Source organism: Acinetobacter sp. NEB149, from assembly GCF_012516415.1.
GTDB lineage: Bacteria > Pseudomonadota > Gammaproteobacteria > Pseudomonadales > Moraxellaceae > Acinetobacter > Acinetobacter lwoffii_V.
This window is the reverse complement of record NZ_CP051208.1, coordinates 920670-942137: the sequence shown is the minus strand read 5'-3', so window position 1 is coordinate 942137 and position 21468 is coordinate 920670. Positions and strand designations below refer to the sequence as shown.

Sequence of the window (21468 nt, the reverse complement as noted above, 5' to 3'; positions counted from 1 at the left end):
CACGCACTATTTTTTTTGCTACAATAGATGCAATTTTTCATTCACTTTTGATCTGTTTAGACTATGACTGACTCAGCGCAAAATATCGCGACAACCTACGATCCGACCGAGATCGAGAAAAAATGGTACCAAACTTGGGAAGAGCGTGGTTACTTTAAGCCGTCTGAAAAAGGCGAATCTTTCTGTATCATGATTCCGCCACCAAACGTCACGGGTAGCCTGCATATGGGTCATGGTTTTAACAATGCCATCATGGATGCCTTAACCCGTTTTAACCGTATGTCAGGTAAAAATACTTTATGGCAACCGGGTACTGACCACGCAGGTATTGCAACGCAAATGGTGGTAGAGCGTCAGTTGGGTGCGCAAGGGGTTAGCCGTCATGACCTGGGTCGTGAAAAGTTCATCGAAAAAGTCTGGGAATGGAAAGAACAGTCTGGCGGTAACATTACCCGTCAAATTCGTCGCCTAGGTTCTTCGGTTGACTGGTCACGTGAACGCTTCACCATGGATGATGGTTTATCAAACGCGGTAAAAGAAGTGTTTGTAAAACTGCACGAAGAAGGTCTGATCTACCGCGGCAAACGTTTGGTGAACTGGGATCCAAAATTACAAACTGCGCTGTCTGACTTAGAAGTTGAGTCTGATAAAGAAGAAGCAGGTTCATTGTGGCACTTTAAATACTTCTTTGAAGATAAATCACTACGCACGCACGATGGTAAAGATCACATCGTTGTGGCAACCACTCGTCCTGAAACACTACTTGGTGATACAGCTGTTGCCGTTGCGCTTGATGATGAACGCTATGCAGATTTGGTGGGTAAAAATATTATCCTGCCAATTACCGGTCGTGCGGTTCCTATCGTTAAAGACGAATATGTCGATAAAGAATTCGGTACAGGCTGTGTAAAAATCACCCCTGCACACGACTTCAATGACTATGAAGTGGGTAAACGTTGCGAATTGCCAATCATCAATATCTTCAACAAAAATGCTGAAGTGTTGGCTGAGTTTGAATACATCGCGAAAGCCGGCGAGCAAATTTCTAAAACCATTCCTGCGCCTAGTGAATATGTTGGTTTAGAGCGTTTTGAAGCACGTAAGAAGATTGTTGAACAAGCGGAAGCTGAAGGCTGGTTAGACCAGATCCAACCATATACGCTGAAACCACCTCGCGGTGACCGTTCAGGCGTGATTGTTGAACCTCTACTCACAGACCAATGGTATGTGAAGATTGCGCCGCTAGCGAAACCTGCCATTGAAGCGGTTAAAGACGGTCGTATCAAGTTCGTTCCTGAGCAGTACAGCAACATGTATATGGCTTGGATGAACAACATCCAAGACTGGTGTATCTCGCGTCAATTGTGGTGGGGTCACCGTATCCCTGCTTGGTACGATGCGGAAGGTAATGTTTATGTAGGTCGTGATGAAGCGGAAGTTCGCGCGAAAAACAACATCCCTGCCGATGTTCAATTGAACCAAGATGAAGACGTACTGGATACATGGTTCTCTTCAGGTCTCTGGACATTCTCAACCTTAGGTTGGACTGGCGACGAAGCAAAAGACAAAGCCAACTACTTCTTGAATACATTCCACCCAACAGATGTACTGGTGACAGGTTTTGACATCATCTTCTTCTGGGTTGCCCGCATGATCATGCTGACCATGCACTTCATGAAGAATGAAGATGGTACGCCACAAGTGCCATTTAAAACTGTGTACGTTCACGGTTTGGTACGTGATGGCGAAGGTCAGAAGATGTCTAAATCTAAAGGTAACGTGCTTGACCCATTAGACTTGATTGACGGTGTGGATCTTGAAACACTGGTACAAAAACGTACCACGGGTTTGATGAACCCGAAACAGGCAGCGAAGATTGAAAAATCAACGCGTAAAGAATTCCCTGAAGGTATTCAATCTTACGGTACGGATGCAGTTCGTTTCACATTCTGCGCGCTTGCAAACACCGGTCGTGACATTAAGTTCGATATGAAACGTGTTGAAGGTTACCGTAACTTTGCCAACAAAATCTGGAACGCAACGCGTTTCGTGATGATGAATGTCGAAGGTCAAACGGTTGGTCAAACGGCTCGTCCTGATCTTTGGGAATTGCCTGAACAGTGGATCGTCAGCCGTCTACAAAAAGCGACTGCTGCGGTACAAACTGCATTTGCAACCTATCGTTTAGACCTGGCTGCGCAAGCGATTTACGAATTCATCTGGAATGAATACTGTGACTGGTATGTCGAACTGACTAAGCCTGTTCTGAATGATGAAAACGTATCTGAAGAGCGTAAAGCTGAAGTACGTCGTGTATTGCTTGCGGTGATGGAAGCGTCTTTACGTTTGGCTCATCCGTTGATGCCTTATCTGACTGAAGAAATCTGGCAAACGCTTGCGCCTAAACTTGGTATCGCTGGCGAAACCATCATGCTTGCGCAGTACCCAACTGCTGACGAAGCATTGATTAATGACCAGGCTGAAGCAGATATGCAATGGCTGCAAGGTTTGATTGGTGCGGTACGTAACATCCGTGGTGAGATGGGCTTAGGTAATGCACGCTTGTTGCCTGTTCTACTTCAAAACACAACGGATGCTGAAAAAGCGCAGATTGCACGTATTGAACCGTTGTTCAAAGCATTGGCAAAAGTTGAAAGCATTACCTTCTTGGCTGATGCTGAACAACCACCATTGTCTTCTTCATCTGTTGTGGGTCACGTGTCTGTATTCGTTCCAATGAAGGGCTTAATTGATCCTAAAGCGGAATTGGGTCGTCTGCAAAAAGACTTGGACAAGGTTCAAAAACAGCATGACCAAATTGCGACTAAACTTTCGAATGAAGGTTTTGTGGCAAAAGCACCTGCGGCTGTAGTTGAAGGCGAGAAAGTGAAACTTGCTGAGTTTGCTGATCAGTTAGCGAAGATTAAAGCGAATATGGAGCAGATTGCAGCGCTTTAATGCTGTAATTTGATTCAAAAAATCCCCTCAAATGAGGGGATTTTTATTTACTCTTCTTCCCAATCAAAATCCTCATCCTCCCAATTGATATAAGAAGAATCATCTAAATAACGAGTAAAAGTGAATTCATTTAAATTTTCATAAAAATGAATTAATTTATTTACTTCTCGATCGACTATATTTTCTTGCTCTAATGTTAATTTTGGCAAATGTATATCATGACGACCACTTTCGGCTGCAAAAATATTACCCTGATCATATATTGCTTCTGTCTTGTAATTACCTTGAGCTAAATCATGACCAAAATAATGAGCAAATTTTTGCCATTTCCATGCTTCAATCAAATCATTCTCTTTTAATTTTTTGATTTCATCGAATCCATCACAGACGATTCGATCAAATATATCTCTTAGGCATTCTTCATTACCACGCTTTGCTAATTCCAATTCTATATCTGATGGATAATTTGAATGACTATAGTCATACATATCTTCATCAAAATCGTCGTCATCAACGTAATGATCATTATCTCCAAATTGATAAAGTTCTAGCTGAGCAGGAAAACTTCCTAAATGAGCAGCAATTTTTAAATACTTTATATAGTTATCTTTATATTCATTATTACGTTCTTTTTCTTTAATAAAATTATCTAAGCCTGCTTTCCAAGTTGGACTAATTTCTTTACCTTGCAAATATCTATGATAAAGATAATTCATATCTTTATTCTGCTCATCAAAATCACTTTCACAATCACTATAAAATTGTGCAATCAAATATGGATAAATAGAAACCTGAGGGAACTCTATAAAGGTTTTTTTCAGCCGTTCTAAAACATTGTCATGCAGTGAATCATCATCCAAAGCATGTCTAACAAGCTGACTCATTTCCTCATTTGTTAAATATAAAAAATGATAATTTGAAAGATGCTTTTGAAAAAAAGGTGCTAGCGCAATTGAGACGTTTAATTCCTCACAGCGATTTTCAAATAACTCTCCATCCAACTGGTCATCGATTGAATCTGTAAAAATTGGGTAAGAACTTAGTTTTAAACTATTAAAAGTTTTAAATCCAAAAAGTGCTGCAACTATTTCATTTATATAAGAACGTTTAATCTCAATATCATGAAATTTAGTAGTTTGCTGTATTTCAAAAGCTAATGCGCTGATCGTAGACATGTTTATCCTTAAAGTTGTTTCTTAGAATCAAATTTGGACACACGTTTAAACTTTTGAATCTAATAGTGAAACAAAATAAAGAAAACATTAAGAAGAATAGACTATTCAATATAAAAATAGATTTTTGTCTTTTTTTACTCGTGTGTAAGTAAGGTGGACACCTATATTTGATAATAGCAATCAAAATTTAAAAATCAAGTTTTTTATGATTTCTCAATTTTACTTACTCTCAAACTCAATCACCAAACCAATTTCATGGCAGTAAAATCCACAATATAAGGTTTGATCACATGCTGACGGCGAAATTTAAGATTCATAAATCGCTTGGCACGTAGAATTTGCCATATCAGATGTTCTGCATCGGTGGCGGTGTGGCGCATGGATTTGGCGAATTCTAATAATTGAGGATCTATTTTCATTGTTATTTTAAAAGAGCATCATAGCTTTATGATGCTTTGGTTAAAAAAATTAAGTTTAGAATGAGTCAAATGACCAGCTAAATGCCCTATTTTTAAGTAAAATTTTAAAATAATCAAAATCCTTATAATCATTTAAACACTGTTCATCTCGTAATATTTTTTTTTGAATTTCGTTCAAATCACGTTGGTATTTTTTAGCCAAATCCACAGGTTTAAAGGTCTGTTTATAGAAACCTGAACTCTCCCAATCAAATGAGTAAATAATATTATCTACCTCAAACTGCAATTGCTCAATTTGCTCTTCTAACAATAGATTATAAGATTTTAAATGTTCATTTGCGATTTTAACTGCTTGTTTTTGATCACCTTGCTCTGTATAAGCACGTAACTTTAATAGAGCTAGTAAATCTTTTTCCTCTAGCGCCGTATTGGCTTGCTGTAATAATTCAGTTTTTTCAATGCGTTTTTGCTCATCTCGCTCACGGTCAGGATGGATCACTGAGGCAATTTTTAAATAGATACTTTTTAATGACTGCCCTACCATTTTTTTTGCATCTTCAAGTTGCATTTGCTTCTTTAAAATTTTCTTTTTCTCTTTTTCGGCAAACTTTTGATATTCTTCACGCTCACGATCATTCAGTTGATTTTGAATAAAATCGGCTTCTTCTCGATCAAATTTGGCTTTTACTTTTTGCATAAATTCTTCAAGATTTTCGAGATCAAAATCAAAGTCAATCCAGTCTTCAGACACACCTAATTGATCTGCAAGAATTCCCTTCATCACTTGTTTCTGCATCATTTCATCAGCATCATGCTCTGGATGAGAATAATTCTCTGCTTGCGATGTAACCGTCTGAAAATTAGAGCTCTCTTCTAAAAGGTTATAATATTTAGCAATGACTATCGCCAATTCATGTTGCTGTTCAGACAGATTAGGATTATCTAAGAGCAGACTCGCTAAAATCGAAATTTTTTCATCTAAACGCTGTAAATGGGTTTTAGCAAATTTATGCGATTGTTTATATTGCCAAAGTACTTCTAATTGACTAAATAAAACTTGATGCCATTTGCTATATAATGGCAATAGTTCTGCACTTGCATCCTGCTGTACTTTTTGTTGTGCTTGTTGCCACTCTAACAAAGATGCTTGAAGTTTCTCAATTTTTAAAATCAGACGATTAAACTTCTTTTGTTGTGGGGATAAATTTCCAGTTTCTTGATATAAGCTTAAATCTAAAATGCTCATTACTTTGTTTCAATACAAATGCTATTCAACTCATTATTTTAACATAACGAATACCTAAGACCGTTGGTTTAGAGAGTAAAAAACTTTTTACTTCATTAAATCCCATGCCTTAAAAACATCTCCAAGCCGCTCACCTTTTTGATATACATCAAGCGTTCTTTTTCGACTTTAATCTGCTGTTTAATGGCTGAAGTATCTTCATCAATCTGCTTATACAGGTCAGCAATTTGAACTTTCCCTTTCGCCTTTTTCACGGCAATTCTGGTTTTCGATGACCAGACCAATCTATGGATCAAGGTATCGATCTGTTCTTGTAATTTCCGGCTTTGTGCATCCAAAGCCAATTGATAGAATCTTAGTTGCTCCGCACTTAAACCTTTTTGTGAAATATCCTGATCTTGCTCGATCTGCAGTTGCATTTTCAGTAACGTAAACAGGTCTTGTTCTGCATAAGCCTCATTGGCACGTTGCAATAATTCAGTTTTCTTGATTTTTTTGACATCATTCACTTCACGGTCAGGGTGAATGATGGCAGCAATTTTTAAATAAACGGTTTTCAATGACTGCTCTGCCATCGCTGCTGCCTGCTCCTGTTTTTCCTGCTGGCGTTTTAATCTGGCTTGCTCACGTGCCTGCTGAAAATGATCTGATTCCCATTCTTCAAATACTTCTGCATCTGCAAGATCTGAGGGATTCTCATTCTTAAAGAATATTTCCAGTTCATTTATTTTCTTTTGGCTTTTTCTGAACTGGGCATGCTCGGCACGTTGCTGATAGTAAGTGAAAATTTCATTCACTTTATGGGCTTGTTGCACCGACATTGCCTGAGAGTCTTTTAGATAATTTGCAAGGTATTGAATCTTTTCATCCAGCACCACCAGTTCTGCCTTGGAAAATGTAGTTTCCTGCAGGTGCTTCCAGAGCTGTTCCAGCTGCTTGAACAGTACACCATGCAATTCATGGTAGACCGGCATAAATGTTTTATGGGTATATTGTTGCAGCTCTTCTTCAGCCTGTTGCCATTGGTGTAATTCCTGTTTCTGTTGCTCGATTTTATCAATCAGATGATCCAGCTTCTTCTGCTGTGGCGAAAGCGCTGTAAATGGCTGAATCATGGTTTTCAAGTCAAAGAGCATGGCAGCGGAAAGACCAATAGGAAATACTATCTATACGCCAATCTCAACTTAAAATAAGATTTTCGAATTGAATTGGTGAATGACCAAGCTTTTTATTTAGCACCACACAAATTGTATGCGACAGAATTTTACGAGTTATGCGGTGGGTTAAATGCCATAGATCTTTTGCCCTCACTTTCTGAATGTGAAAGCGATCTGTTAATTGACCAATCACTGTTTCAATCTTTCTTCTGGCTTTCATCAGTATTTGCAGTGTCTCTTTAGGTCTGAAATCTATCATGTTTTTTCTAAAGGGTGTTTGTAAATCAATACCCTGATATTCATAATATCGTTTCAATTCTGGTCTTAAATAGCCCTTATCTGCTCCCAGTAAACCGTAAATATCATTCGTAATTTCAGGTGCAACATCTCGCTCATCACAATGAGCAGGTGCAAAGGTATAACCCGAAATCATGCCTGAAAGATTAATGACGATATGAGCTTTGAAACCATAATATTTTTCTTGTTTTGCAGCACAATAACTAAAACCTGCGTATTCTTTAAAGTTTTTATGCTTTCTAGCTCTGGTATAACTACAGACAGGGAGTGGGAAGCCATCAATAAAGTGAATGTTATCTGAACCATAACGCTGAATGAGCTGTGCCATAATGGATTGACTGACATGCCACAGGTTTGCACAATGTTTACAGAAATTGGGATAAGATCCTAATTTTGGAAACCATTCTAACCAATTGTTTTTGAAATACATCCAAATATTTTTGTCTGTATCTAAACCAAGAAATTCACCTACTATTTGCATAGTGATGATTTCTGCATCAGTAACAGCAGGCGGAAAACCACGAGTTCTCAGGGGCTGAGTAACAACAATGGGATAAAGTTCTTCTATGATTACATAGACAAAAATGATAAATTCTTCAATGGACATAACTTTGCTTTAATTTCTTGGTGGAAACTAAAATAGGGTTATGTCCTTTTTATTTCAATCACTTAAAAAGTTGAGATTGGGGTATCTATAGTAATTCTTTCAGCTTTCGCCACATAGTTCTTTTCAACCGGCCCTTTCGAAATTTGTATCAGAATTAAAAAAAGCAGACCAAAGTCTGCTTTTTCGCTCTCATATTGATTATTCCAGCACTACACGGCCATTCAAGGACTGCACCGGACGGTTATTTGGGTGTCCCATCAGTTTGGCAAATTCCGAAATCTGCTTGGCAGAAGCCTGCTGAATATCCTTCAGGATCAGCCAGCGTACGCCTTCAGAACAAGGCGGTGTGGTCAGCGAGCCGCTAAAGCGATAATAATCCAGATTCTTAGGCAACATCTGATTCACCGCTTGTGGCGTTTTCAAAACCACTTTTTCACCCTGTTTTTTTGGTAGGCGACTCCACATGCGTTTGAGCATCTGACTTTCCTGTCCCTGTTCAAACATCATCCCCACCACAGCCAGCTCACCTTTGGCATTGGAATGGACAAAATGGATTTCCAGTGGATAGCTTTTACCCTTGATCAGGTTTTCACTCGGGCTGTGCAAATGAAACTGCTTCAGTACAAAGGTATCGCCATCCAGTTGCAATTCACCACCTTGCGCAAAATCCACCTGAACAGTATGACCTTTATTTTCGATCGCATGAATCATGGTGTTATAGCTGAACTTGAGCGGTTCCAGTTCTGCTTTCACTGTTCGCTCAATATTGATTGGCGACTGGTTCAGACCGTTACAGGCCGAATATTTCTGGCTCAAAGTCGACCATTGCTCAGGCTGAGTATAATCCCACTCCGTATCTGCCCAGACCGCTGTACTTAAACCCATAACCGTTAAAAGCGTGAATATTTTTTTCACAATACATCCCTTATTGGAAGTCAAAATCACAATTTCTAATTTAAAAACAGTTTATTAACCTGGTGTAATCACTCTATTTTTCAGGCCACAAACTACAGATGTTTATAGAAATGAAGTGATTTGCTTACAAATTTCTAAACACTCCCAGGTATTCAAAACACATTATTCAGAATTTATATTGATAGATTTCAAATGGATAATAATTTTATAGATTTAAAAATAGACAGCAAAGAATGTGATCTTCTTCAAATTTAATCTGCTGATTTTTTATGCGTTATTTACATGAAATCTCTATCTTATTTTGAATAAATTAAATAGCTGTATTTTTAAGCTCAAGCTTCTTTTTTAAATAGAATCTATCTTTATTCATAAACTTACATAAACACAGCAGCAAATAAAATACTGATATTGCTAGACTCGAGCCAAAGAGCAAAGTAAGGATAAAGAATTTAAATGGACTGGGCGACCATATTTATAAATGACACCACTTGGGAGTTTACCGCAGAAATTTTGCTGCGTTGTGCCCTGATGTACACGATGATTATCCTGTTTCTGCGTCTGACCGGAAAACGCGGGGTACGTCAGCTTTCCATCTTCGAAGTCGCTATCATTTTGAGCTTGGGTTCGATTGCCGGTGACCCGATGTTTACCGAAGATATTCCCCTGATTCAGGCAGTTCTGGTGATGTCGGTGATTATTATCATGTACCGCCTGACCACCTGGCTCATGATGAAATATCAATGGTTTGAAGACCTACTGGAAGGTAAACCGATTTATATCGTAGAAGATGGCGTGCTAGTCGTTGAAGAAATTAAAAAAGGTAAAATGTCACATGATGAATTCTTTGCCGAAATGCGCCAGCAAGGTGTAGAACATCTCGGTCAGGTACGCACCGGTTTACTGGAAACTGACGGTAAGTTCAGTATCCTGTTTTTCAAATCGGATGAGGTTCGGCCTGGGCTGCCACTTTTTCCTAAAAGCTGTTCTATAGTGCAACAGGTTAAGGCGGGGCAATTATATGCCTGTATTTACTGTGGGCAGGTGCAAACCCTTACGCACGCCGATCAGCAATGTCCGCGCTGTGATTCTGCGCAATGGGCCGAAACGATTGACTGTTTAAGAATAACTTAAGCCTGATTCAGTAACTGCAAATGCGCAAAAATTTCCGGCAGTTGCTGAATTTTATATTGGATATGTTCAGCATCTGCATGAAAGCCTTGCATCCATAATGCATGCATTCCGGCCTCTGTAGCTCCTTGTACATCATTAATTGGATGGTCGCCAATATATAGGCACTGTGTAGGTTGCACGCCTAGACGCTCTGCTGTGATCTGGAATATTTCCGGCTGTGGTTTGTTAAAACCCACTATAGTCAAATCATTATAAAACCAATACAATGGTGCAATGAGTTATTCAGAACATTTTAGACGTAAAATTTTAGCTAAGCTTGAGGAAGGTTATTCTATTCGAGCGGTAGCTGCACAATTTGAAATTAATAAAAATACCATTGTTGAATGGAAGAAACGTATAGAGATTAAAAAAACTCGTGTACGTAAACCTTCTAAAATTAACGATGATGCTTTACGTGAAGATGTTGAAAAGTATCCTGATGCTTATCAATATGAACGTGCTGCACGTTTTAATTGTGGTGTTTCATCTATTGGTGCTGCATTAAAGCGCTTAAATATTACAGTTAAAAAAAGACGTTAAGCCATCCTAAAGCAGATACAAAGCTTAGGGATAAATTTATTCTGCAAGTGAATGAATTAGAAAAAAACCATCCGATTATTTATCTGGATGAAAGTGGTTTTAAGTCACATGATTATAGACCTCATGGCTACTCACGAAAAGGAGTACCCTGTTTAGGGCAATATAATTGGCAATTAAAGAATCAGACCAATGCCATTGGAGCAATCCATGAGGGTAAGTTATTTTCAGTCGGTTTATTTGACTGCAAAATCAATTCAGATGTTTTTCATTTTTGGATTGAGCAATTCCTCATACCAGCATTACCAGAAAATAGTGTAGTGGTTATGGATAATGCAGCATTTCATAAAAGAGCAGATATTCAGGAGTTATTGGAACAACAAGGGCATAAAATTCTTTGGCTTCCTGCATACAGCCCTGATTTAAATCCTATAGAACACATGTGGGCATGGGTTAAACGTAAGCGTAAAGAATGGTTGATCGACTCAGTCGATGAGTTATTTCGAGTTTTTTTCGAATCTTGTATGAATAATAAAGTAGTTTGACTATAGTCCCGAACTGATGATCTCATCAAAATAAGGTTCAATACCCAAACCCCGAATCGTATTCAAACGGGTGTCATGTCCGCCATTGGAAACAATGGCTAGCTGATAACCCTCATCTTTCAGCTGCGTTAATACTTGCTCTGCTGCCGGCATTTCTACGGCGAAACGGCCAAACTGGCTAAACCAGAACTGGGCTAGTTCTTCTATGCTAGGAGGATTTAACCAGTGTAGTTCCTGCAATAATGCATAAGCAGCCGAAGCCCCGATACCACCATGGGTCAGCAATTCTTTTTTAGGATAACCACCATTATCGATGCGCCTTACAATCTCGATAATTTTGTCAGGCTCGACCTGTGCCAATGCTGGCGCATAATATTCTGCCAGATAACGGCTATAGGCCTGTGCAGTCAGATCACGATGGGTCAAGGTATTGTCGAGGTCAAATAAAACAGCTTGAATAGGCATAATTTTCAAAACGAAATGCTGAAACTTTCAATCATGTTAACAGCCCGAAACTTGTTAGATCAGACATAAAATTGCTAAGTTTTGTTGTTTTAAGCATAAAAAAAGCGATGCCAAAGCATCGCCTTTTCTTAGCTTACAAAGTCTAAATTAGAATTTGTATTCGAAACCTGTGCCGACAAGAATCTGTTTGTCTTCGTCAGAGCCTTGTTCAACCGTCAGATAACCTGCTGTACCATACACTTTCACCTGTTTAGAGAATGCATAGTCAACACCAGCAAGGATTTGGTTTACTTCAAAATCTGGACTTGCATTATTGAAAGTTACATCGCTATAGCTATATTGACCTTTTACTGTCCAGTTTTTTGCATTTGGCAAGTTATATTCCGCACCAATCAACCATGCTTGCGCATCATCAATAGTTGCTGCTGCAGCTTGGTTCGCTGTCGGGCTAGCAGAGGCATTTTCAATATCAGAATTTTGATATAGCGCACGTAGTGATAAACCATTATCTAAATTGATACGTCCAATTGCACGAATTGTATTTGCTTCTGCTATAACATTACGACTTGCTGTAACATCTTGACCTAAAAGTGGAGCTGTATTGTCTGCATTTAAGAAGCCACGACCTAAAAAGCGTGATGGAATCGCTTTGTCATAACCTAAGCCAGCAACGAACGTTTTGTCGCTATAAACAACTGAAGAAGACCAAGAATCACCTAAACCACGGCCAGCAACTGTATAACCACCTTTCGTCGAGTTAATAGTGTCGTTACCTTCACCTGTAGCAAGCTGTAATTTAGCTTCAAGCTTACCTTCACCCACATTGAATGCAGGAGTTTCATAAACAAGTACATTATCGATACGGTTTTCACCAGCCATGATACCTGCGACATCAGCATTATTAGCTACATAGTTATTAAATGTATCTACTACAGATGATAGTTGTTTTACTGGAGTATCAATTTTACCGGCTTTCAGCGTACCCAACTTCTCATCTTTAAGGCCAATTAAAAGATTACGCGGTACAAATGTATCTGTACTTCCACCATTGTCTACATAGAAGGTAAATTCAGCTTGATAAAGCGCACTTAAACGGTCTGTTAATTTTTCATCCCCTTTTAAACCCAAGAATGAGTTATTAGAGTTCAGGTCAGTAATATGACGATCTTCTACGCCATTTTTATTATCTGCTTGTACATGATCCAGAGAAAGATCAATCTCACCATAGAAAGTTGGTGCTGCAAAAGTTGTCCCCGCCAAAAGGCTGAATGCAATTGCTGTTGCTAACTTAGTTTTCATCAAAAAAATCCTTAATTTATTTTGTAACAAATAATACACACGGCGCTTATATTACAAAATTATTAAATTAATATTTATATATTCTATTTAGTACTTTAGGCTAATATTTAACCAAACAATTGATTATTTAGAAATTTTATACTTTTTCTTCAATTTTCATCCATCGGAAAATTGGAATTAAACAGATAATTGCCACAATTACGATCAGGTTTAGATAATTTTGATAGCCTAAAGCATCTCCAAAAATGCCACTCAGGCTATAAAGTCCTCCACTCACCGTAGCCATCAGTGCCACCTGAAAGGTAAAATCTGTCCCAGCCAGATGCTTGCGACTATATTGCATGACCAAGGTCAACATGACCACCAAGAGCATGGCAGAAATCATGTCTTCAGCTGCATTGACCAGATATATCATCCAGTTTTGTACTTTACTTTGCCCTTCATAGTGGGCAGCCAGCCAGGCGTAAGCCATTAAGCTTAATATTTTTAAAATTGAGAAAACAATCAAACTCGAGCTGCGCGACCAGTATTTCAGACACCAGCCCGCCAGTCCGGCCCCAATCAAGGCAGCCAACGCTCCCAGCATGGTGACATAAAGACCAATCTGGCTAAAGCTCAGTCCGAGATCTACCATTAATGGTTTTAATAAAGGCCCGGATAAACCATCGGCGATTTTAAAGGTCAGTAAAACCAGAAGCCACCTCGCCAAGGTTATATTTGACCAGAAGTATTGAAAATAGGTTTTAATATTACTGAGCACAGGTCCTTTATTAGATGGCGTGATAATTATTGAATGCTGAGGTTCTCTAAAAAGTAAAATGGGTAAAGTATTAAGAAAGACCAAAGCCGCCAATAATAGAAAGGTGGCTTGCCATTGCAGCAGATCTAACAACCATAATATGGCCCCGCCTCCGACAATGAATCCCAGACGCGAACCGATAACCTGAAAGGTATTGCCCCAGTGTTGCTGTTCATTTTTCAGAATATTGACTGCCAGTGCATCGGTGGCAATATCCTGCGTCGCGCCAATGCCATTCATCAGTAAAAGCGTGATAAAAAACAGCGCTAAATACAGCGGCTGATTCAAGGCCTGAATCGGTAGAAATGAAAGTCCAATCAATACGGCAACCGACAGCCATTGCAAGGGAATAATCCAGCTACGGTAATGACCTTTTGCTCTCGATCCATAACGATCAACCCAAGGTGCCCAAAATATTTTGATCGACCAGGGCAGCATCAACAGACCAAAACCACCAATATGCGCCAGTGATACCCCTTCAGCCCGAAGAATCACCGGTAAGGCATGCGTCATAAACCCGACCGGAAGCCCCTGTGCCCAATACAGCGAAAACAGTAAAATATAGGTATTCCGCATAATCAAGCCAAGTCCTTCAGGTAAAAATGCTCAACAGCATTCAAGATGCTATACATTTTGCCAATGATCCGGATTTTACAACAGTCTAATATGATCAAAAATAAAGAAAAATAAGTTTCAGGAAGAGACAGCAGCAATGACTCAGACACGTTTTCCCCAACTCCCGCCACATGTGCCAGCCCGTGGCAGCAAGCTGAGCAGGGCTTTCTTCAGGCGGCTTTTCCTGGCCCAAGGCTGGCGTCTTGAAGGCGAATTTCCGGATTTGCCCAAAGCGGTGGGAATTATTTCTCCGCACACCTCCAATATTGATGCATGGCTGGGTTTTAATGCACTGCTCGGTCTCGGCATCCAGATTAAAATTTTTGGTAAAGACAGCCTGTTTCGTACACCGCTGAAGCCGGTTCTGGAATGGATTGGTGTGGTTCCGGTGGTACGTGATAGTCCACAAGGACATACCCGACAGATTGTAGACATCATTGAAAAATCGCAGCAGATCTGGGTCGGTATGGCACCGGAAGGTTCACGTAAGGCACCGGATAAAATTCGCAGCGGTTTTTATCATATTGCCAAGGCAGCCCATTTGCCGATTGTGATGTTTTCCTTTGATTATGATATCAAGACCATTCATATCCTGGGCGTATACCATCTGACCGGTGATTATGAATACGACCTGGAACAGATTTATCAGCATTATCAAGGTAAATTCTCGGCCAAAAATCCGGACTGGGTGGCCAAGCCGTTACAAAAGCCTTTGAAAAAAGACTAGGCAAATACGCCTTTTTTTGATGTGATAGCCTGAATCTTGTTGATTTAATCACCAGTTTTTATAATGAAATTAGCCCGTTATGCCTTAATTGGCTGCCTTGGATTCAGTCTTGCAGCCTGTGACAAAGCCACTAAAACACCTACGCCTGCCACGCCATTAAAAGCCCGTGAACCTGTCGTCGCCATTGCCCTCGGTGGCGGCGGTGCCAAAGGTTTTGCCCATATTGGCGTCATTAAAGTGCTCGAATCACACGGCATCAAACCGAAAATCGTCACCGGTACCAGTGCCGGTAGTTTTGTCGGTAGCCTGTATGCCAGTGGCAAATCGCCTTATCAGTTACAGCAGATTGCCCTGAATTTTAAAGAATCTGATATCCGCGATTTAACCTTGAACCGGCAAGGGATTATTGCCGGACAAAAATTGCAGGATTTCGTCAATAAGAATGTGGCGAACAAACCAATTGAACAATTCCCGATTCGCTTTGCTGCTGTTGCCACTCGTCTGGACAATGGCCGTAAAGCTGACTTTATTAAAGGCAATGCCGGACAGGCGGTCCGAGCGTCCTGCAGTATTCCGAATGTGTTTGTGCCTGCAGTGATTGGTGGAAGCAAATATGTCGATGGCGGTCTGGTCAGTCCGATTCCGGTCAAGACCGCCAAAGATATGGGAGCAGACATTGTGATTGCCGTGGATATTTCTGCCCGTCCGGATGGTAATAAGGCTCTAAATATGTGGGGCGTACTAGATCAGACCCTGAATATTATGGGACAGCAAAGCATTCATGAGGAACTGAGTCAGGCCAATGTGGTGATCCAGCCCAAAGTCGGCCATATTGGTACTTTAGACCTGAAAGCCAGTAATGCGACCATTCTGGAAGGTGAAAAGGCTGCTCAGCTGAAAATCCGTACTATTGAAAAAGCCATTAGCAACTTCAAGCAGTCTCCCGCGGCATTTAAACCGCCACGTCCGGCAAAATTTTGATGCATGAATTTTTTATATTCATCTGCGGCCGCATCTGCTACATTGAAGATCAATCATATAAAGATGATGATTAATTAAATACTTAGCGATATAGGTCACGATATGGAATTAGTTCTTGAACCTTGGCACTGGTTTGTATTAGGCATCCTTCTGATTCTGTCGGAATTACTGCTGCCCGCATTTGCTGCCCTGTGGTTCGGGATCGGTGCCATCATGGTTGGCGTCCTGTACTGGATGTTCCCGATGATGGGACTGACGACCCAGCTCCTGACCTGGATCGTACTTTCTGTTCTGTGTACGCTGCTCTGGTTTAAGTTTATCAAGCCACTTTCCATTGATAAGACCAAAGCCGGTCTATCGCGTGAAGCGACCATTGGTCAGGTGGGCATGGTGATTCAGACTAATCTGGATCATGGGCAAATCCGGGTGCGCTTTCCGATGCCAGTTTTAGGTTCGGATGAATGGGAATGCCGAACTCTGGACCCAGTTCAGGTCGGAGACCGCGTTCGCGTCGTGGATATTCTGGGTAATGACCTGGTCGTACAACCTCACAGCACGAATTATCAAAATCAATAAGGTGAATAAGCTATGTCTGGTGGTTCTATCATTGTTATCGCGTTTCTGGCCTTTGTTGCGATTACCATTTTTAAAGGTGTGCGGATTGTGCCGCAAGGCTACAAATGGATCGTACAGCGTCTGGGTAAATACCACACCACCCTAAATCCGGGCCTGAATTTTGTCATTCCTTATGTCGATGAAGTCGCCTATAAAGTCACAACCAAAGATATCGTTCTGGATATTCCCTCACAGGAAGTGATTACCCGTGATAACGCGGTTCTGCTGATGAATGCAGTGGCCTATATCAACCTGACCACACCAGAAAAAGCCGTGTACGGGATTGAAAACTATTCCTGGGCGATTCAGAACCTGGTACAGACTTCACTGCGTTCGATAGTCGGTGAAATGGATCTGGATGATGCACTATCTTCACGTGATCATATTAAGGCACGCTTGAAATCCAGTATTTCCGATGATATCTCGGACTGGGGTATTACCTTAAAAACTGTAGAAATTCAGGATATTAAACCTTCTATTACCATGCAAACCGCGATGGAAGAACAGGCTGCTGCTGAACGTCAGCGTCGTGCAACCGTCACCAAAGCTGACGGTGAAAAACAAGCCGCAATTCTAGAAGCGGATGGCCGTCTGGAAGCCTCACGCCGTGATGCCGAAGCACAAGTGGTACTGGCTGAGTCTTCACAACGTGCAATTGACATGGTGACTTCCGCCATTGGTGATAATGAAATTCCGGTCGCCTATTTACTCGGTGAACAGTATATTAAAGCCATGCAGGATATGGCCAAGTCACCAAATGCCAAGACTGTGGTCCTTCCTGCCGATGTATTAAATACGATCCGCGGTGTTATGGGTCGCCCTAACTAATTGATCTTTTCACTTTATATATAGGCAGCCTGAGGGTTGCCTATTTTTATTCGCACAAGAAAATCTCAGCAAAAATTGTGAATTTATGGTTAAATTTCGCGTTTATTTTTGAAATCTACTGGATTTGATGTTGCCTGGCTTTCGGATTAAAGCTTTTCGCAGCTGTCTTATTCCTTGTTTCGATCTACTGTCCAACTTAAAAATGGATACCGTATGAGCTCCCTAAATCCAACCTTAATTACTTTTCTTTTCTATATTGTCGCAATGGTGGTGATCGGCCTGATGGCTTATCGCGCGACAAGCAACTTTTCCGATTACATCTTAGGGGGCCGACGTTTAGGGAGTTTTGTCACTGCACTTTCTGCAGGGGCTTCCGACATGAGTGGCTGGCTCCTCATGGGCCTGCCCGGTGCGATTTATCTTTCCGGCCTGTCTGAGATGTGGATTGCCATCGGTCTGATTATTGGTGCCTGGCTCAACTGGCTACTGGTTGCTGGCCGTCTGAGGGTGCATACCGAAGTTCAGCACAATGCCCTGACCCTGCCGGATTATTTCTCGAATCGTTTTAACGACCAGAAAAAAATCCTGCGTATTGTTTCGGCTTTCGTGATTCTGATTTTCTTTGCGATTTACTGTGCTTCCGGCATGGTTGCAGGTGCGCGTCTGTTCGAAAGCATGTTTGACATGTCTTACAGCACTGCGCTCTGGATCAGTGCGATTGCCACCATCAGCTATGTGTTTATTGGTGGCTTCCTGGCTGTGAGCTGGACCGATACCATTCAGGCGGGTCTGATGATCTTCGCCCTGTTGCTAACGCCAATCGTGACATTGATGGCATTTTCAGATATGTCCCAGGTGACTTTGGCACTGGAAGCTGCTCGTCCTCAAGCAATGAATATTCTGGGTGATCTGAGCTTTGTTGCGATTATTTCCCTACTCGCCTGGGGTCTGGGTTACTTTGGCCAGCCGCATATTCTGGTGCGCTTCATGGCTGCAGATTCAGTCAAATCCATTCCAAATGCACGTCGTATTGGCATGACCTGGATGATTCTGTGTCTGGGCGGTGCAGTCGCAGCCGGCTTCTTCGGTATTGCTTATTTCGAGCAGCATACAGAACTGGCAAGCGTGGTGAATGCCAATCCTGAAACCGTATTTATGGAACTGACCAAAATCCTGTTTAACCCATGGATTGCCGGTGTAGTTCTGGCTGCGATTCTTGCCGCAGTAATGAGTACTTTAAGCTGTCAGCTACTGGTCTGCTCAAGTACCCTGACGGAAGACTTCTATAAATCTTTCCTGCGTAAAAATGCCTCACAAAAAGAACTGGTCTGGGTTGGCCGTTTGATGGTGCTACTGATTGCCTTACTGGCGATCTGGATAGCGGGTAATCCTGAATCTAAAGTGCTGGGGCTGGTGGCTTATGCGTGGGCAGGTTTTGGTGCCGCTTTTGGTCCGCTGATTATCCTGTCATTGCTCTGGAAACGCATGACCTTGAATGGTGCTTTAGCCGGTATGATCGTGGGTGCAGTCGTGGTTATTTTCTGGAAGAACCTGTTTGCAGACACTGGCCTGTATGAAATCGTTCCTGGCTTTATCTGTTCAATGCTGGCAATTGTGGTGGTGAGTCTGATGGGTAAAGCACCAACAGCAGAAGTGACTGACCGTTTTGAAGAAGCTGAACGTCTGTACAACGAAAGCAAATAATTCTGTAGCAACTAAAAAAGAGGACTTGAAGTCCTCTTTTTTATGGAATGCTCTTATACCTGAGAAGAAAAAAATGTTCCTATCAGCTTTTTCGCGTGAGCAGGAACCGGGTAATTTGCATCAACTCTTCCGCCTGACCTTCAAAATGGTTCAAGGCATTGATCGCCTGATCATGTAATTGCTCGGTATAGGCTTTGGCCTGCTCTAGCCCCATCAATGCCGGATAAGTCGATTTTTCGACCTGTTCATCTTTACCTGCGGTTTTACCCAAGACTTCGGTATCGGAAATAATATCCAGAATATCGTCCTGTACCTGGAAGGCCAGACCAATCGCCTGTCCAAATTCACGTAATTTAGGAATGGCCAGATCGGTGCCTTCAAAGATTGTCACCGCCGCCATCATGATCGCAGCGCTAATCAAAGCACCGGTTTTATTGCGATGAATATTTTCCAGTGCTTGCTGATCGATTTTTTTGCCTTCAGACTGCAAATCTAAAACCTGACCATTCACCATTTTCGAAGAAGCGGTTGCCAGAATCTGCATCTGCTTCAGTACAATGGAAGCTTCTACCGCTGGCCCCTGATCAAACAGACGACTGCTCAAAGTTTCAAAAGCCATAGACTGCAGGATATCACCTGCCAGCAACGCTGTATCTTCCCCATAAGCTACATGGCAGGTCGGCTGGCCACGACGTAGCAAATCATTGTCCATACACGGCAGATCATCATGGGCCAGTGAATAGCAGTGAATAAACTCGATCGCAACCGCTGCACGGCGCACTGCAGCGCTATTCTGGTTGGGTTTTAATGCGGCGGTGGCATAGCATAGTGCTGGACGTACTCGTTTACCGCCAAGCATCACAGCATGATGGACTGCCGACCTTAAAGGTTCCGGAATAGCAAAGGCTTCCAGAGCGGTCAATAAATCCTGTTGAATGCGGTGTTGTGCTTGAGTGAGTGCATGGGTTGATACGTCAGTGATAGATGACACATTCGCCTCGAATACGTAGTCCAGAAAAATAAAATGACAAGCGAATAAATGCCTGTACGCTGATCAGGCATTGTACCTAGAAATGCCTTGAATTTTCAGCCATAAATCGAATTGTTCTACTGAAATTTGCCATTCAACATCAAATAAGCAAGTCAGAGATTTTAAACAATAAAAAAACCACCGCAGAAATGGTGGTTTTATTCAGGCTAAATGTATGTACGACTTTTAAACGAGAACATCTTCTGGTACGCGCACCCAGCCTTCCATCAAGACGCGGGCACTACGGCTCATAATCGCTTTCTTCACTTTCCACTCACCATTTTCAAAACTTGCTTGTGCACCCACTCTCAAAGTCCCGGAAGGATGACCGAAACGCACCGCTTCACGCTCTACCCCACCTGCGACCCGGTTCACCAATGTTCCGGGAATAGCAGCTGCCGTACCAATGGCCACCGCAGCCGTGCCCATCATGGCATGATGGAGTTTACCCATAGACAAGGCCCGAACCAGAATATCGGTATCCGATTCAGTGACGGTTTTGCCACTTGAAGAGGTATAGCTACTCGGTGGTGCAACAAAGGCAATTTTTGGCGTGTGTTGTCGGGTTACGGCTTCTGTAATATCCTGAATCAGTCCCATCTGCTTTGCTGCATAGGCACGAATCGTTTCAAATTTTGTCAGGGCTGCCACGTCATTATTGATATGATCCTGAAGCTCGGTGCCCTTATAGCCTAGATCCCCCGCATTTAAAAATACCGTGGGAATACCGGCATTAATCATGGTCACTTCAAAGCTGCCAATATTTGGCACTTCCAAAGTATCGACCAGATTACCTGTTGGAAACATCGAACCGCCTTCAGCATCGTCATCGGCTGGATCCAGAAACTCGATCTGCACTTCGGCCGCAGGAAAGGTTACGCCATCCAGTTCGAAATCACCCAGCTCCTGCACTTGACCATTTTGCATCGGCACATGCGCGATAATGGTTTTCTGGATATTGGCCTGCCAGATACGTACCGTGCATAACCCATTTTCAGGAATACGTTCAGCCTCCACCAGACCATTAGAAATAGCGAATGCACCTACTGCCGCAGTCAGATTGCCACAGTTGCCACTCCAGTCCACAAAAGGACGGTCAATTGACACCTGACCAAATAAATAATCGACATCATGATCAGCGTGTTGGCTTTTTGACAGGATCACCGTTTTACTGGTACTGGAACTGGCGCCACCCATGCCATCAATCTGTTTCCCGTATGGATCGGGGCTACCAATCACGCGCAGCAAAAGCTGATCACGAATTCGGCCCGGCTGTTGTGCCTGTGCAGGCAGGTCATCTAGCTTAAAGAAAACACCTTTACTGGTGCCTCCACGCATATAGGTTGCAGGAATCTTGATTTGGGCGGCAAAACTCATGA

At 41.8% G+C, this 21468-nt stretch carries 19 protein-coding genes and 2 pseudogenes; 9 read left to right on the top strand and 12 right to left on the bottom strand.

Annotation, left to right across the window (positions count from 1 at the left end; all coding sequences use genetic code 11):
- Positions 1 to 63 precede the first annotated feature (63 nt).
- Complete coding sequence (locus HGD77_RS04410) at positions 64 to 2958, top strand: valine--tRNA ligase (protein WP_004279390.1); 2895 nt, start codon at positions 64 to 66, stop codon at positions 2956 to 2958.
- Positions 2959 to 3005: 47 nt separating this feature from the next.
- Here HGD77_RS04410 and HGD77_RS16945 read toward each other — a convergent pair whose 3' ends face one another.
- The 6 genes and pseudogenes from HGD77_RS16945 to HGD77_RS04380 form a co-directional block, all read right to left on the bottom strand.
- Entirely contained in the window at positions 3006 to 4133 is a 1128-nt protein-coding gene (locus HGD77_RS16945; RefSeq protein WP_228747320.1) for a hypothetical protein, read from the bottom strand.
- A gap of 228 nt (positions 4134 to 4361) precedes the next feature.
- Positions 4362 to 4552 (bottom strand): annotated as a pseudogene (locus HGD77_RS04400) (endonuclease domain-containing protein); the annotation flags it as partial.
- 55 nt (positions 4553 to 4607) lie between these two features.
- The gene (locus tag HGD77_RS04395; protein WP_168730718.1) at positions 4608 to 5798 is read right to left on the bottom strand and encodes a molecular chaperone DnaJ; all 1191 of its coding nucleotides are present in this window, start codon (positions 5796 to 5798) and stop codon (positions 4608 to 4610) included.
- Between the two features lie 95 nt (positions 5799 to 5893).
- Positions 5894 to 6934: a hypothetical protein gene (locus HGD77_RS04390; RefSeq protein WP_004279386.1), complete on the bottom strand. Its 1041-nt coding sequence runs from the start codon at positions 6932 to 6934 to the stop codon at positions 5894 to 5896.
- A gap of 43 nt (positions 6935 to 6977) precedes the next feature.
- The gene (locus tag HGD77_RS04385) at positions 6978 to 7859 is read right to left on the bottom strand and encodes an IS982-like element ISAba9 family transposase (RefSeq protein WP_004282326.1); all 882 of its coding nucleotides are present in this window, start codon (positions 7857 to 7859) and stop codon (positions 6978 to 6980) included.
- Positions 7860 to 8057: 198 nt separating this feature from the next.
- Entirely contained in the window at positions 8058 to 8744 is a 687-nt protein-coding gene (locus tag HGD77_RS04380; RefSeq protein WP_005104680.1) for a carbonic anhydrase, read from the bottom strand.
- A gap of 483 nt (positions 8745 to 9227) precedes the next feature.
- Between HGD77_RS04380 and HGD77_RS04375 the strand changes: the two genes are divergently transcribed.
- Complete coding sequence (locus tag HGD77_RS04375) at positions 9228 to 9905, top strand: DUF421 domain-containing protein (RefSeq protein WP_005104681.1); 678 nt, start codon at positions 9228 to 9230, stop codon at positions 9903 to 9905.
- Here HGD77_RS04375 and HGD77_RS04370 read toward each other — a convergent pair.
- Positions 9902 to 10180 (bottom strand): HAD family hydrolase, encoded by a 279-nt coding sequence (locus HGD77_RS04370; protein WP_415877835.1) that lies wholly within the window; start codon positions 10178 to 10180, stop codon positions 9902 to 9904. The genes HGD77_RS04375 and HGD77_RS04370 overlap by 4 nt on opposite strands.
- Here HGD77_RS04370 and HGD77_RS04365 point away from each other — a divergent pair.
- Complete coding sequence (locus tag HGD77_RS04365) at positions 10179 to 10484, top strand: IS630 transposase-related protein (protein ID WP_000122230.1); 306 nt, start codon at positions 10179 to 10181, stop codon at positions 10482 to 10484. The two genes, HGD77_RS04370 and HGD77_RS04365, sit on opposite strands and share 2 nt — an antisense overlap.
- A gap of 47 nt (positions 10485 to 10531) precedes the next feature.
- Positions 10532 to 11026, top strand: coding sequence for an IS630 family transposase (locus HGD77_RS04360; RefSeq protein ID WP_004781677.1), 495 nt, complete (start codon positions 10532 to 10534; stop codon positions 11024 to 11026).
- Positions 11027 to 11029: 3 nt separating this feature from the next.
- On the opposite strand, the pseudogene HGD77_RS04355 reads toward HGD77_RS04360, so the two are convergent.
- The 3 genes and pseudogenes from HGD77_RS04355 to HGD77_RS04345 all read right to left on the bottom strand — a co-directional run.
- Positions 11030 to 11491 (bottom strand): annotated as a pseudogene (locus tag HGD77_RS04355) (HAD family hydrolase); the annotation flags it as partial.
- 147 nt (positions 11492 to 11638) lie between these two features.
- Entirely contained in the window at positions 11639 to 12790 is a 1152-nt protein-coding gene (locus tag HGD77_RS04350; protein ID WP_121980326.1) for a porin, read from the bottom strand.
- A 136-nt stretch (positions 12791 to 12926) separates the two neighbouring features.
- On the bottom strand, positions 12927 to 14165 hold the full coding sequence (locus HGD77_RS04345; RefSeq protein ID WP_005104684.1) for an MFS transporter: 1239 nt from the start codon (positions 14163 to 14165) through the stop codon (positions 12927 to 12929).
- Between the two features lie 136 nt (positions 14166 to 14301).
- On the opposite strand from HGD77_RS04345, the gene HGD77_RS04340 reads away from it, so the two are divergent.
- The 5 genes from HGD77_RS04340 (at position 14302) to putP (ending at position 19059) form a co-directional block, all read left to right on the top strand.
- Complete coding sequence (locus HGD77_RS04340; protein ID WP_005104685.1) at positions 14302 to 14931, top strand: 1-acyl-sn-glycerol-3-phosphate acyltransferase; 630 nt, start codon at positions 14302 to 14304, stop codon at positions 14929 to 14931.
- 63 nt (positions 14932 to 14994) lie between these two features.
- Entirely contained in the window at positions 14995 to 15912 is a 918-nt protein-coding gene (locus HGD77_RS04335) for a patatin-like phospholipase family protein (RefSeq protein ID WP_005104687.1), read from the top strand.
- A gap of 102 nt (positions 15913 to 16014) precedes the next feature.
- A complete protein-coding gene (locus HGD77_RS04330) occupies positions 16015 to 16488 on the top strand; it encodes an NfeD family protein (RefSeq protein WP_005104688.1) in 474 nt (157 codons plus the stop codon).
- Between the two features lie 12 nt (positions 16489 to 16500).
- Positions 16501 to 17355 (top strand): SPFH domain-containing protein, encoded by an 855-nt coding sequence (locus HGD77_RS04325; protein ID WP_004279377.1) that lies wholly within the window; start codon positions 16501 to 16503, stop codon positions 17353 to 17355.
- Between the two features lie 213 nt (positions 17356 to 17568).
- Positions 17569 to 19059, top strand: coding sequence for a sodium/proline symporter PutP (gene putP, locus HGD77_RS04320; RefSeq protein WP_138742581.1), 1491 nt, complete (start codon positions 17569 to 17571; stop codon positions 19057 to 19059).
- Between the two features lie 82 nt (positions 19060 to 19141).
- On the opposite strand, the gene HGD77_RS04315 is transcribed toward putP, so the two are convergent.
- Both HGD77_RS04315 and prpF read right to left on the bottom strand, forming a co-directional pair.
- Positions 19142 to 20050, bottom strand: coding sequence for a polyprenyl synthetase family protein (locus HGD77_RS04315; protein ID WP_005104690.1), 909 nt, complete (start codon positions 20048 to 20050; stop codon positions 19142 to 19144).
- 225 nt (positions 20051 to 20275) lie between these two features.
- Positions 20276 to 21466 carry a 2-methylaconitate cis-trans isomerase PrpF gene (gene prpF, locus HGD77_RS04310; protein WP_005104691.1) on the bottom strand — a complete coding sequence of 397 codons (1191 nt, stop codon included), beginning with the start codon at positions 21464 to 21466 and terminating at the stop codon, positions 20276 to 20278.
- Positions 21467 to 21468 lie beyond the last annotated feature (2 nt).

Excerpts from the sequence above, each read along its gene's own strand:
- HGD77_RS04410 (WP_004279390.1), top strand. The coding sequence starts at position 64 with ATGACTGACTCAGCGCAAAATATCGCGACAACCTACGATCCGACCGAG.
- HGD77_RS16945 (WP_228747320.1), bottom strand. The coding sequence starts at position 4,133 with ATGTCTACGATCAGCGCATTAGCTTTTGAAATACAGCAAACTACTAAA.
- HGD77_RS04395 (WP_168730718.1), bottom strand. The coding sequence starts at position 5,798 with ATGAGCATTTTAGATTTAAGCTTATATCAAGAAACTGGAAATTTATCC.
- HGD77_RS04390 (WP_004279386.1), bottom strand. The coding sequence starts at position 6,934 with ATGCTCTTTGACTTGAAAACCATGATTCAGCCATTTACAGCGCTTTCG.
- HGD77_RS04385 (WP_004282326.1), bottom strand. The coding sequence starts at position 7,859 with ATGTCCATTGAAGAATTTATCATTTTTGTCTATGTAATCATAGAAGAA.
- HGD77_RS04380 (WP_005104680.1), bottom strand. The coding sequence starts at position 8,744 with ATGGGTTTAAGTACAGCGGTCTGGGCAGATACGGAGTGGGATTATACT.
- HGD77_RS04375 (WP_005104681.1), top strand. The coding sequence starts at position 9,228 with ATGGACTGGGCGACCATATTTATAAATGACACCACTTGGGAGTTTACC.
- HGD77_RS04365 (WP_000122230.1), top strand. The coding sequence starts at position 10,179 with ATGAGTTATTCAGAACATTTTAGACGTAAAATTTTAGCTAAGCTTGAG.
- HGD77_RS04350 (WP_121980326.1), bottom strand. The coding sequence starts at position 12,790 with ATGAAAACTAAGTTAGCAACAGCAATTGCATTCAGCCTTTTGGCGGGG.
- HGD77_RS04345 (WP_005104684.1), bottom strand. The coding sequence starts at position 14,165 with ATGCGGAATACCTATATTTTACTGTTTTCGCTGTATTGGGCACAGGGG.
- HGD77_RS04340 (WP_005104685.1), top strand. The coding sequence starts at position 14,302 with ATGACTCAGACACGTTTTCCCCAACTCCCGCCACATGTGCCAGCCCGT.
- HGD77_RS04335 (WP_005104687.1), top strand. The coding sequence starts at position 14,995 with ATGAAATTAGCCCGTTATGCCTTAATTGGCTGCCTTGGATTCAGTCTT.
- HGD77_RS04330 (WP_005104688.1), top strand. The coding sequence starts at position 16,015 with ATGGAATTAGTTCTTGAACCTTGGCACTGGTTTGTATTAGGCATCCTT.
- HGD77_RS04325 (WP_004279377.1), top strand. The coding sequence starts at position 16,501 with ATGTCTGGTGGTTCTATCATTGTTATCGCGTTTCTGGCCTTTGTTGCG.
- putP (WP_138742581.1), top strand. The coding sequence starts at position 17,569 with ATGAGCTCCCTAAATCCAACCTTAATTACTTTTCTTTTCTATATTGTC.
- prpF (WP_005104691.1), bottom strand. The coding sequence starts at position 21,466 with ATGAGTTTTGCCGCCCAAATCAAGATTCCTGCAACCTATATGCGTGGA.